Here is a 12,950-nt window from a genome sequence, read left to right as displayed (position 1 = left end):
AAGTGAGGAGTTTGTAATGATTTACGGAATTGGAATTGATTTAGTAGAAATTGAAAGAATTCAGCAATTGTATCAACGACAGCATAAATTAGTAAAACGTATACTTACAGAACAGGAAGAACTGAAATTCAATGAAATTAATAATAAGCAACGAAAAATTGAATTTTTAGCAGGTCGTTTTGCGACGAAAGAAGCATTTAGTAAAGCGGTTGGCACAGGGTTAGGTCAGTCCATTGCTATGAATGAAATCAATTGTTATAACAATGAACTTGGTAAACCTAACATTGATTATGAAGGTTATAAAGTTCATGTCAGTATTACACACACTGAACATTATGCAATGAGCCAGGTAATCATAGAAGAAACATGATAAATAAGATACTATAATCTTTTTATTTTGTTCATTTCGCGGTTTGATTTAGAATAGAATATAATAAATCGTGATGGAAGCGTCTTTGACAGTTATAGGAGGTATGTCAATATGTCTGATAAATATTATAGAGCATCGTACGTCAACGTGGATCTCAATGCAATTGCATCGAACTTTCAATTATTCCAGAAGTTACATCCTAATAAGACTGTAATGCCTGTTGTTAAAGCGAACGGCTATGGGCTAGGAAGCTTAGCGATTGCAAGGCATCTAATGGATGTTGGGGCGAATTTCTTTGCTGTTGCTACCTTAGATGAAGCGATTGAATTACGTATGCATGGGGTGAATGCTCAATTATTAATATTGGGAGTTGTGCCTACATATGATATTAGAAAAGCGTTACAACACCGTATCGCAGTAACGGTACCTTCGTTAACTTGGTTAGAGCAAGCTATCAATGAAATGCCTGAAAATAATGAAAAGGACTTATGGTTACATATTAAGTTAGATACAGGTATGGGTAGATTAGGTGTGAAAGATGTAGATGAGTATCAACAGGTGATTGATTTAATTCATGAACATGAGCATCTTATATTTGAAGGCGTCTTTACGCATTTTGCGAGTGCAGATGAACCGGGTGAATCAATGAATAATCAACAAGATAAGTTCGAATCCATTGTTGAGCAAGCTGAAAAGCCTCTTTATATTCATACACAAAACTCTGCTGGTGCCTTGATGAAAGATTTACAATATTGTAATGCCATTAGATTAGGCATATCTCTATATGGTTATTATCCTTCAAACTATGTTCGAGACAACGTAAAGGTTCATTTGAAACCGAGTGCCCAATGGGTAAGTGAAGTAGTTCAAACTAAATATTTAAAAGAAGGTGAGTCCGTTAGTTATGGCGGGGTTTACACTGCAGATGAACCTACAAAGATAGGTATTGTACCGGTAGGATATGCTGACGGGTATCCTAGACTCATGTCAGGATTTAAAGTAAATGTAGATGGACATCAATGCGAAGTTATAGGAAAAGTATGTATGGATCAAATTATTATTAAAATTCCTGAAGCAGTAGAAGCTAATGATCCAGTAATAATTATGGACCATCACCGAAACAGTGAACAATCTGCTGAAGCGCTTGCACATCAACAACAGACGATTAATTATGAAGTGCTATGCCGTTTAAGTAGAAGGCTTCCACGTGTCTATCATGGGACTGAGGAAACTGAAATTCGTAATGAATTGTTAAAATAGTATAGTCACTGTATGAAAATTTTGTTATTATTAACTTAACAATTAACTATTCCTATTCTATTTTAGTCTCATGGAGGTCTTATTCATGGTAAGTATCACGCAGAACAGAAATCATAGTATGGAACAATTACTTAAAGAAGGCTATTCTCAAATGGCTGATTTAAATCTCTCCCTTGCAGCAGAAGCTTTCCCATTCGAATGTGAAGCTTGTGATTGCAATGAACTTTATCTCAGTTCAAAGAATAACAATGAATGATGAGAAGAGGAGACGTTTATTTAGCGGATTTATCGCCAGTCCAAGGGTCTGAACAAGGAGGGATTAGGCCTGTCGTCATTATTCAGAATGATACTGGTAATAAATATAGTCCTACCGTAATTGTGGCGGCAATTACAGGTAGGATCAATAAAGCTAAGATACCTACACATGTTGAAATAGAAAAAAGTAAATATAAGCTTGATAAAGATTCCGTTATTTTACTGGAACAAATCAGAACTTTAGATAAGAATAGATTGAAAGAAAAATTAACATATCTTTCCGATGCTAAGATGGTAGAAGTCAATAATGCTATTGACATTAGTTTAGGATTACATAATGTTAGAAATTCACGCACATAGTTTTTATTAATTGAGTAATAACATTAATAAAATAATGGTTATAGACATCGATTTGCAATAGTATGCAACACGCAAATAATTACACATAATAATGTGATTATATTAAAATCACAACCTTTCAATTTTTGTGATAATAAGCCTTTTAATAGGATATCTAAGTTGAAAAGCTTTAGGGGATCCTAAAGCTTTTTTAATTTAATTTACTTTTGAATAACTAAATTATAATTTAGTTTAAGAATTTGCATTATATATCAAATCGATGTATGCGATTTATATTTGCATTTTGAGGAGGAAAAACCACGTGAAAGAGTTCGAAAATCAATATAAAGCGCTAATTGATGAAAGTTTACATTCGAAAGACAGTTCAGATCTATTGAAAAAAGTTGAACATTTTACTAATGAAGTTATTAAAAAAGACCTTCTACCAGAAGATATTGTAGAAATCCATAAAAGCTATGTTCAAAAGTTAGATTTAGATAGAGCTTCAATTTTAAAGACTTTCGATGTGCTTAAAGAAATCACAAGTGGCTTTGGTTATAACTACAGAGATTATCAACAACTTGTCGATCGAATGCAATATCATGATAAAGAAATCGATTTAGCGTCAAGACTTCAACAAACAATGTTAAAAACAGAAATTCCTCAATTTGATAGCATACAGATCGGTGTTATTTCAGTCGCAGCTCAAAAGGTTAGTGGCGATTATTTCAACTTAATAGATCATAAAGATGGGACGATGAGTTTCGCTGTTGCAGATGTCATTGGTAAAGGAATTCCCGCTGCCCTCGCGATGAGTATGATTAAATTCGGCATGGATTCTTATGGTCACTCACAATTGCCTAGTGATGGGTTAAAGCGATTAAACCGTGTTGTTGAGAAAAATGTTAACCAAAATATGTTCGTGACAATGTTTTACGGATTATATGAAGAACTCAACCATTTACTCTATTGTAGTTCAGCAGGACACGAGCCTGGTTATATCTATAGAGCAGATACTCAGGAGTTCGAAGAAATTAGTGTTAGAGGTAGAGTATTAGGTGTAAGCCAACAAACACGTTATAAGCAACAAGAGATACCAATTTATATAGATGATTTTGTTATCATTTTTACTGACGGTGTTACGGAAGTTAGAAATGAGGCTGGAGAATTTTTAGATAAATCCTATCTTTTAGATATGATTCATAAGTATAAACATATGCATCCACAGGACATTGTTCAATTGCTATATGAGGAAATATTAAAAATACAAAATCCCGAAAAAAGAGATGATTTAACAATATTAATCATTAAGAGAGTGAATTAATCGTTAAACTTATAACATAATTTAGCTATTTTAAAACAAATTATTTTTGTTTATAGCTCAAGGTTAGTTTTAAATTTTACGGGTATAGAAGATGTGAATGAGACTAAAATTAGGAGTGTATTTGTATGAAACTTAATATTGAAACAGAGCGTCATGATACACATTACAATGTCAAAGTTGCAGGTGAACTTGACGTTTACACTGTTCCAGAGTTAGAGGAAGTCTTAGTTCCGATGCGACAAGAAGGTACACATGACATCTATGTAAATTTAGAAAATGTAAGTTATTTAGATTCAACGGGTCTTGGATTATTTGTCGGTACTTTAAAAGCATTGAACCAACACGATAAAGAGTTATATATACTTGGCGTTTCTGATCGTATTAGCCGATTATTTGATATAACAGGCTTAAAAGACTTGATGCATGTTAATGAAGGAACGGAGGTTGAATAACATGCAACAAAAACAAGATTATATTGAAATGCGTTTGCCAGCAACTGCGGAATACGTAAGTTTAATCAGACTTACTTTATCTGGTGTGTTTACACGAGCGGGTGCTACATACGACGATATAGAAGATGCTAAAATTGCAGTGAGTGAAGCGGTAACGAATGCTGTTAAACATGCATACAAAGAAGATTCTGAACGTCAAGGTATGATTAACCTTTGCTTTGAAATTTTCGATGACAAAATAAAAATTATAATTTCTGATCAAGGTGAAAGCTTTGATTATGAAGAAACGAAAGCACAATTAGGACCCTACCAAGAAGATGAAAATATCGATTTCTTAAGAGAAGGTGGCCTCGGTTTATTCTTAATTGAATCTCTCATGGACGAAGTTACAGTAGATAAACGATCTGGGGTAACAATAAGCATGATAAAGTATATTAAAAAAGAGCAGGTGCGAAATGATGGCGAAAGAGTCGAAATCAGTTAATGATGTATCACCTGAACAAATTAATCAATGGATTAAAGAACAACAAAATAATGAGAATACTGATGCTCAAGAGAAGCTAGTGAAACATTATAGAAAACTTATTGAATCATTAGCTTATAAATATTCAAAGGGTCAGTCACATCATGAGGATTTAGTTCAGGTTGGTATGGTAGGCTTAATAGGTGCTATTAACCGTTTTGACTTATCCTTCGATAGAAAGTTTGAAGCCTTTTTAGTTCCTACTGTCATTGGAGAAATCAAAAGATATTTACGCGATAAAACTTGGAGTGTACATGTACCTAGAAGAATTAAAGAAATTGGTCCACGTATAAAGAAGGTAAGTGATGAACTCACGAACGAGTTGGAACGATCACCTTCAATTGAAGAAATTGCGGATAGATTAGAAGTTAACGATGAGGATGTTCTTGAAGCAATGGAAATGGGTCAAAGTTACAATGCTTTAAGCGTTGATCATTCAATCGAAGCTGATAAAGATGGTTCAACGGTTACATTGTTAGACATCATGGGTCAACAAGATCACAATTATGACTTAACAGAGAAACGAATGATTCTAGAGAAAATATTACCAATTTTAACAGAGCGAGAGAGACAAATTATTCAATGTACATTTATTGAGGGCTTAAGTCAAAAAGAAACAGGTGAACGTATAGGTTTAAGTCAAATGCATGTTTCAAGACTTCAAAGAACAGCGATAAAAAAATTACAAGAAGCAGCAAATAAATAATCAATACAAATTTATATAACAAATGCTTCGTTATTAAATGAGATGTTAAAGGCGACTTCTAATAAATAGAAGTCGCCTGTTTTTCATCTAAAGTCACAAAGCGTTTGTGGTTATTATAATCAATTCTATGTAATATATATGTTAAAATATTTTAGTATCATTAATTTTGAAAGAAACGAGCGGAGGAGACTATGGATAGTAATTTAATACAATCTATAAATAATCAATACAACTTTTCGACGCAACAAATTAAAGCAGTATTATCACTGCTAGAAGAGAAGAACACAGTGCCATTTATAGCACGTTATAGAAAAGAACAAACTGGTGGCCTCGATGAAGTTGAAATTAAAAAAATAAATGATGAATATCAATATATGGTGAATCTTCAAAAACGTAAAGACGAAGTGATTAACAGTATTGATGAACAAGGTTTGTTAACGGATGACCTAAAAGCAGATATTTTAAAACAAACTAAACTGCAACGTGTAGAAGATTTATATCGTCCATACAAACAAAAGAAAAAAACACGTGCTACTGAAGCGAAGCGTAAGGGTCTAGAACCACTTGCTAAATGGTTAACACAACCGAAATTAGAACAATCAATCGAGCACAAAGCACAACAATTCTTAAATGAGGAAGTAGAAACAATTAACGATGCAATCCAAGGCGCACAAGACATCATTGCGGAAAACGTTTCAGATGAACCGAAATACCGTGAAAAGATTTTGAAGGATACGTATCAACACGGACAAATCGTTACGCAAAAGAAAAAGAAAGCCGAAGACGAGTTAGAAACCTATGCTATGTATTACGATTATGCAGAGCCTATTAAGAAAATTGCTAACCATCGAGTGTTAGCCGTTAACCGTGGGGAAAAAGAAAAAGTTTTAACAGTGAAAATTGATATGGATACTCAAGGCATCGAGAACTTTATCCGCAAAAATGAAATTACCACGCAACATGAAGGTACAGAAGTGATTTCGAATGCAATTAAAGATAGTTTAAAACGATTAATCATGCCATCAATCGAGAGAGAAATCAGAGCAGATTTAACGAAAAAAGCTGAAGATCATGCAATTGATGTCTTTAGTGAAAACTTAAGAAATTTATTATTGCAACCACCAATGCAAGGTAAACAAATATTAGGCGTAGATCCAGCATTTCGAACAGGATGCAAATTAGCTGTAATTAATCCCTTTGGTACATTTGTTGCTAAAGGCGTGATGTATCCACATCCGCCAGTAAACAAAAAGGCAGAAGCAGAACAGACTTTCTTACAATTTGTTAAAGACTACGATGTTGAACTTGTAGCTATTGGTAATGGAACAGCAAGTCGAGAGTCTGAACAATTCGTAGCTTCTATGATACAGAAACATAATCTTGATATACAATTTATTATTGTCAATGAAGCGGGTGCATCAGTTTATTCAGCTTCAGAAATTGCGCGTAATGAATTTCCTGATTTTCAAGTAGAAGAGCGAAGTGCTGTATCAATTGGTAGAAGGGTACAAGACCCATTAAGTGAATTGGTTAAGATCGACCCTAAATCAATTGGTGTCGGTCAATATCAACACGATGTAAACCAGAAATCGTTAGAAGGTGCACTTACATTCGTAGTAGAAACAGCCGTAAACCAAGTAGGTGTTGATGTAAATACTGCTTCGAAATCATTATTACAATATGTATCAGGTCTATCAAACAGCATTGCCCAAAATATTATCGACTATCGAGAAGAAAATGGAGCAATTAAGCATAATAAAGAGATCGCAAAAGTAAAACGTCTAGGCGCTAAAACATTTGAACAAAGTATAGGGTTCTTGAGAATTGTAGAAGGTAGTGAACCTTTAGATAATACATCTATACACCCTGAAAGTTATGAAGCGACTTATACATTATTGAATGCAATTAATATGAATGGCGATGATTTAGGTACAGACAATTTGAAAAAAGCATTAAATCAATTAGATATTAAAGAAACAGCTGAAAAGCTCAATATCGGTGAACCTACGTTAGAAGATATTATTAAGTCATTGATTGCACCGAATCGCGATCCACGTGATGCATTTGAAACACCAATTTTAAAGTCAGATGTACTTTCTATAGAAGATTTATCTAAAAATATGAAATTAAGTGGAACCGTTCGAAATGTCGTGGACTTTGGTGCTTTTGTTGATATTGGTGTGAAACAAGATGGTTTAGTACACGTTTCGAAATTATCAAAGAAATTTGTTAAAAACCCAATGGATGTTGTTAGTGTTGGTGATATCGTGGACGTTTGGATACTTGATATTGATGAAAAGAAAGGCAAAGTTTCACTCACAATGATTGATCCAAATGAATAATGAAGACTTGCAACAGATGACTGAAACATTGTCGAAAGATTACTTTAGCCTGCCTTTTAAACATCAAGCATATTTTAATAAACGCTTGCGAACTACTGGGGGACGCTATCTTTTAAAAAGTCATAACATTGAGATTAACTATAAACAGTATGAACATTTTGGAAAAGATGCCATTGTTCAAGTTGTATTACATGAGCTATGCCATTATCATCTTCATTTACAAAACAAAGGGTACCAACATCGAGATCAAGACTTTAAAAAATTAAGTAAACAAGTGGGTGCACCTAGGTATTGTACACCTACTGAAAAATACGAAGATCGTGTAAATTATATGTATCAATGTCTTCAATGTGGTACGAAAGCATATAGAATACGCAAAGTGAATGTTAAAAAAATGGTATGTGGTAAATGTGGAGGAAGACTCAAAGAATTCAATATAAAATAGTTCATTAATTAATATTATTAGGTAACCGTAATTTGTTCTTTAAATCGCAGAACAAATTGCGGTAATTTTATGTGTAGAATTTCTTGGGATTTTAGATATATTAATAATGGATAGTCGAAAATGTTAATAATATTAAAGTTAAAAAGTTAAAATTGCTGCTAAATACAGGAAATTTAAAGAAAATCAAATTTTTTAGTGAATTTCTATTGACGTTGGATTGAATATATTATAGTATATAAAACGTTGCGAAAATAATATGAACTTCGATTAACGCAGTATTAAATTTATTAATTAAATCTTAATTTATTATTGACATTGCATTACAAATAATTTACAATGTTAAATACAGTAATCGGAAATAAACCGTTTTGCCAAGCGGTCGTGGCGGAATGGCAGACGCGCTAGGTTGAGGGCCTAGTGGGAGTAATCCCGTGGAGGTTCAAATCCTCTCGGCCGCATCAAATAGCAATTCAAATTTATAATGCGGGTGTAGTTTAATGGCAAAACCTCAGCCTTCCAAGCTGATGTTGTGGGTTCGATTCCCATCACCCGCTCCATTTTAAATAATATTTAATGAACATTGAAAACTGAATGACAATATGTCAACGTTAATTCCAAACACTACAACTTAAAGTTGTTAACAAGTGTTGAAGAAACACATTTAGTATTATGAGCTAATCAAACATCATAAATTTTTATGGAGAGTTTGATCCTGGCTCAGGATGAACGCTGGCGGCGTGCCTAATACATGCAAGTCGAGCGAACAGATAAGGAGCTTGCTCCTTTGACGTTAGCGGCGGACGGGTGAGTATCACGTGGGTAACCTACCCATAAGACTGGAATAACTCCGGGAAACCGGGGCTAATGCCGGATAACATTTAGAACCGCATGGTTCTAAAGTGAAAGATGGCCTTGCTATCAATTATGGATGGACCCGCGCCGTATTAGCTAGTTGGTAAGGTAACGGCTTACCAAGGCAACGATACGTAGCCGACCTGAGAGGGTGATCGGCCACACTGGAACTGAGACACGGTCCAGACTCCTACGGGAGGCAGCAGTAGGGAATCTTCCGCAATGGGCGAAAGCCTGACGGAGCAACGCCGCGTGAGTGATGAAGGTCTTCGGATCGTAAAGCTCTGTTATTAGGGAAGAACAAATGCGTAAGTAACTGTGCGCGTCTTGACGGTACCTAATCAGAAAGCCACGGCTAACTACGTGCCAGCAGCCGCGGTAATACGTAGGTGGCAAGCGTTATCCGGAATTATTGGGCGTAAAGCGCGCGTAGGCGGTTTTTTAAGTCTGATGTGAAAGCCCACGGCTCAACCGTGGATGGTCATTGGAAACTGGAAAACTTGAGTGCAGAAGAGGAAAGTGGAATTCCATGTGTAGCGGTGAAATGCGCAGAGATATGGAGGAACACCAGTGGCGAAGGCGACTTTCTGGTCTGCAACTGACGCTGATGTGCGAAAGCGTGGGGATCAAACAGGATTAGATACCCTGGTAGTCCACGCTGTAAACGATGAGTGCTAAGTGTTAGGGGGTTTCCGCCCCTTAGTGCTGCAGCTAACGCATTAAGCACTCCGCCTGGGGAGTACGACCGCAAGGTTGAAACTCAAAGGAATTGACGGGGACCCGCACAAGCGGTGGAGCATGTGGTTTAATTCGAAGCAACGCGAAGAACCTTACCAAATCTTGACATCCTTTGATCGCTCTAGAGATAGAGTTTTCCCCTTCGGGGGACAAAGTGACAGGTGGTGCATGGTTGTCGTCAGCTCGTGTCGTGAGATGTTGGGTTAAGTCCCGCAACGAGCGCAACCCTTAAGCTTAGTTGCCATCATTAAGTTGGGCACTCTAGGCTGACTGCCGGTGACAAACCGGAGGAAGGTGGGGATGACGTCAAATCATCATGCCCCTTATGATTTGGGCTACACACGTGCTACAATGGACAATACAAAGGGCAGCTAAACCGCGAGGTCAAGCAAATCCCATAAAGTTGTTCTCAGTTCGGATTGTAGTCTGCAACTCGACTACATGAAGCTGGAATCGCTAGTAATCGTAGATCAGCATGCTACGGTGAATACGTTCCCGGGTCTTGTACACACCGCCCGTCACACCACGAGAGTTTGTAACACCCGAAGCCGGTGGAGTAACCTTTGGAGCTAGCCGTCGAAGGTGGGACAAATGATTGGGGTGAAGTCGTAACAAGGTAGCCGTATCGGAAGGTGCGGCTGGATCACCTCCTTTCTAAGGATATATTCGGAACATCTTCTACGAAGATGAAACGGAATAACATTGACATATTGTATTCAGTTTTGAATGCTCATCAGAGTATTCAACAAATGATTGTACATTGAAAACTAGATAAATAAGTAAAATAATGATTTTACCAAGCAAAACCGAGTGAATAGCGTGTATACGCTTGAATTCAAAAATAATCGCTAGTGTTCGAAAGAACACTCACAGATTAATAACGTTTGCTTTTTAGTCTTTTGACTAAAAACATAGATTAAGTTATTAAGGGCGCACGGTGAATGCCTTGGCACTAGAAGCCGATGAAGGACGTTACTAACGACGATATGCTTTGGGGAGCTGTAAGTAAGCTGTGATCCAGAGGTTTCCGAATGGGGAAACCCAACACGAGTTATGTCGTGTTATCGATATGTGAATACATAGCATATCCGAAGGTAGACGCGGAGAACTGAAACATCTTAGTACCCGCAGGAAGAGAAAGAAAAATCGATTCCCTGAGTAGCGGCGAGCGAAACGGGAAGAGCCCAAACCAATGAGCTTGCTTATTGGGGTTGTAGGACACTCTCTACGGAGTTAGAAAAGAATAGATTAGACGAAGTAACTGGAAAGTTACATCAGAGAAGGTAATAATCCTGTAGTCGAAAATCTGTTCACTCTTGAGTGGATCCTGAGTACGACGGAGCACGTGTAATTCCGTCGGAATCTGGGAGGACCATCTCCTAAGGCTAAATACTCTCTAGTGACCGATAGTGAACCAGTACCGTGAGGGAAAGGTGAAAAGTACCCCGGAAGGGGAGTGAAATAGAACTTGAAACCGTGTGCTTACAAGTAGTCAGAGCCCGTTAATGGGTGATGGCGTGCCTTTTGTAGAATGAACCGGCGAGTTACGATCTGATGCAAGGTTAAGTAGCAAATGTGGAGCCGTAGCGAAAGCGAGTCTGAATAGGGCGTTGAGTATTTGGTCGTAGACCCGAAACCAGGTGATCTACCCATGACCAGGCTGAAGTTCAGGTAACACTGAATGGAGGGCCGAACCGACTTACGTTGAAAAGTGAGCGGATGAGTTGTGGGTAGCGGAGAAATTCCAATCGAACCTGGAGATAGCTGGTTCTCTCCGAAATAGCTTTAGGGCTAGCCTCAAGTGATGATTATTGGAGGTAGAGCACTGTTTGGACGAGGGGCCCTTCTCGGGTTACCGAATTCAGACAAACTCCGAATGCCAATCAATTTAACTTGGGAGTCAGAACGCGAGTGATAAGATCCGTGTTCGAAAGGGAAACAGCCCAGACCACCAGCTAAGGTCCCAAAATATATGTTAAGTGGAAAAGGATGTGGCGTTGCCCAGACAACTAGGATGTTGGCTTAGAAGCAGCCATCATTTAAAGAGTGCGTAATAGCTCACTAGTCGAGTGACACTGCGCCGAAAATGTACCGGGGCTAAACATATTACCGAAGCTGTGGATTGTCCGTAGGACAATGGTAGGAGAGCGTTCTAAGGGCGTTGAAGCATGATCGCAAGGACATGTGGAGCGCTTAGAAGTGAGAATGCCGGTGTGAGTAGCGAAAGACGGGTGAGAATCCCGTCCACCGATTGACTAAGGTTTCCAGAGGAAGGCTCGTCCGCTCTGGGTTAGTCGGGTCCTAAGCTGAGGCCGACAGGCGTAGGCGATGGATAACAGGTTGATATTCCTGTACCACCATGATTCGTTTTAAGCGATGGGAGGACGCAGTAGGATAGGCGAAGCGTGCTGTTGGAGTGCACGTCCAAACAATAAGACTGAGTGTTAGGCAAATCCGAAACTCATAAGGTCAAGTTGTGATGGGGAGAGGAAATTGTTTCCTCGAGTCGCTGATTTCACACTGCCAAGAAAAGTCTCTAGCTAGAATACTGGTGCCCGTACCGCAAACCGACACAGGTAGTCAAGATGAGAATTCTAAGGTGAGCGAGCGAACTCTCGTTAAGGAACTCGGCAAAATGACCCCGTAACTTCGGGAGAAGGGGTGCTCTTTAGGGTGCAAGCCCAGGAGAGCCGCAGTGAATAGGCCCAAGCGACTGTTTATCAAAAACACAGGTCTCTGCTAAACCGTAAGGTGATGTATAGGGGCTGACGCCTGCCCGGTGCTGGAAGGTTAAGAGGAGTGGTTAGCTTCTGCGAAGCCACGAATCGAAGCCCCAGTAAACGGCGGCCGTAACTATAACGGTCCTAAGGTAGCGAAATTCCTTGTCGGGTAAGTTCCGACCCGCACGAAAGGCGTAACGATTTGGGCACTGTCTCAACGAGAGACTCGGTGAAATCATAGTACCTGTGAAGATGCAGGTTACCCGCGACAGGACGGAAAGACCCCGTGGAGCTTTACTGTAGTCTGATATTGAAATTCGGCACAGCTTGTACAGGATAGGTAGGAGCCTTAGAAACGTGAGCGCTAGCTTACGTGGAGGCGTTGGTGGGATACTACCCTTGCTGTGTTGGATTTCTAACCCGCACCATTAATCATGGTGGGAGACAGTGTCAGATGGGCAGTTTGACTGGGGCGGTCGCCTCCTAAAGAGTAACGGAGGCGCTCAAAGGTTTCCTCAGAATGGTTGGAAATCATTCATAGAGTGTAAAGGCATAAGGAAGCTTGACTGCGAGACCTACAAGTCGAGCAGGGTCGAAAGACGGACTTAGTGATCCGGTGGTTCC

The 12,950-nt window shown here is 38.5% G+C and carries 10 protein-coding genes, 2 tRNA genes and 2 rRNA genes; all 14 read left to right on the top strand.

Annotated elements, in window-relative coordinates:
- Positions 1-16: 16 nt before the first annotated feature.
- The 14 genes from acpS to QQM35_RS00005 all read left to right on the top strand — a co-directional run bounded on the left by acpS (position 17) and on the right by QQM35_RS00005 (position 12,950).
- Positions 17-370, top strand: coding sequence for a holo-ACP synthase (gene acpS, locus QQM35_RS00070; RefSeq protein WP_251518292.1), 354 nt, complete (start codon positions 17-19; stop codon positions 368-370).
- A 111-nt stretch (positions 371-481) separates the two neighbouring features.
- Positions 482-1,630 (top strand): alanine racemase, encoded by a 1,149-nt coding sequence (gene alr / locus QQM35_RS00065; protein ID WP_342610399.1) that lies wholly within the window; start codon positions 482-484, stop codon positions 1,628-1,630.
- Between the two features lie 85 nt (positions 1,631-1,715).
- Complete coding sequence (gene mazE, locus QQM35_RS00060; RefSeq protein ID WP_251518296.1) at positions 1,716-1,886, top strand: type II toxin-antitoxin system antitoxin MazE; 171 nt, start codon at positions 1,716-1,718, stop codon at positions 1,884-1,886.
- Entirely contained in the window at positions 1,883-2,245 is a 363-nt protein-coding gene (locus QQM35_RS00055; RefSeq protein ID WP_251518298.1) for a type II toxin-antitoxin system PemK/MazF family toxin, read from the top strand. Before mazE ends, QQM35_RS00055 begins: the two co-directional genes overlap by 4 nt.
- Positions 2,246-2,504: 259 nt before the next feature.
- The gene (locus QQM35_RS00050) at positions 2,505-3,548 is read left to right on the top strand and encodes a SpoIIE family protein phosphatase (RefSeq protein WP_418128863.1); all 1,044 of its coding nucleotides are present in this window, start codon (positions 2,505-2,507) and stop codon (positions 3,546-3,548) included.
- 125 nt (positions 3,549-3,673) lie between these two features.
- Entirely contained in the window at positions 3,674-4,000 is a 327-nt protein-coding gene (locus QQM35_RS00045) for an anti-sigma factor antagonist (RefSeq protein ID WP_251518302.1), read from the top strand.
- Between the two features lies 1 nt (position 4,001).
- Positions 4,002-4,484, top strand: a complete 483-nt coding sequence (gene rsbW, locus QQM35_RS00040) for an anti-sigma B factor RsbW (protein WP_251518304.1) — start codon at positions 4,002-4,004, stop codon at positions 4,482-4,484.
- The gene (gene sigB / locus QQM35_RS00035; RefSeq protein ID WP_251519061.1) at positions 4,459-5,229 is read left to right on the top strand and encodes an RNA polymerase sigma factor SigB; all 771 of its coding nucleotides are present in this window, start codon (positions 4,459-4,461) and stop codon (positions 5,227-5,229) included. The genes rsbW and sigB overlap by 26 nt, the downstream gene beginning before the upstream one ends.
- Before the next feature lie 191 nt (positions 5,230-5,420).
- The gene (locus QQM35_RS00030) at positions 5,421-7,571 is read left to right on the top strand and encodes a Tex family protein (RefSeq protein ID WP_342610398.1); all 2,151 of its coding nucleotides are present in this window, start codon (positions 5,421-5,423) and stop codon (positions 7,569-7,571) included.
- Positions 7,564-8,016, top strand: a complete 453-nt coding sequence (locus QQM35_RS00025; protein WP_251518308.1) for a SprT family protein — start codon at positions 7,564-7,566, stop codon at positions 8,014-8,016. Before QQM35_RS00030 ends, QQM35_RS00025 begins: the two co-directional genes overlap by 8 nt.
- 375 nt (positions 8,017-8,391) lie before the next feature.
- Positions 8,392-8,474, top strand: a tRNA-Leu gene (locus tag QQM35_RS00020).
- A 25-nt stretch (positions 8,475-8,499) separates the two neighbouring features.
- Positions 8,500-8,573, top strand: a tRNA-Gly gene (locus QQM35_RS00015).
- A 137-nt stretch (positions 8,574-8,710) separates the two neighbouring features.
- A 16S ribosomal RNA gene (locus tag QQM35_RS00010) occupies positions 8,711-10,260 on the top strand.
- 260 nt (positions 10,261-10,520) lie between these two features.
- Positions 10,521-12,950: ribosomal RNA gene (locus tag QQM35_RS00005) — 23S ribosomal RNA — on the top strand.
- The 16S and 23S rRNA genes sit together here with 2 tRNA genes alongside, the layout of an rRNA operon.

The organism is Staphylococcus hsinchuensis (assembly GCF_038789205.1).
GTDB lineage: Bacteria > Bacillota > Bacilli > Staphylococcales > Staphylococcaceae > Staphylococcus > Staphylococcus hsinchuensis.
Note: the sequence above shows the minus strand (reverse complement) of the source record. Positions and strands in the feature narration are given on the sequence as shown.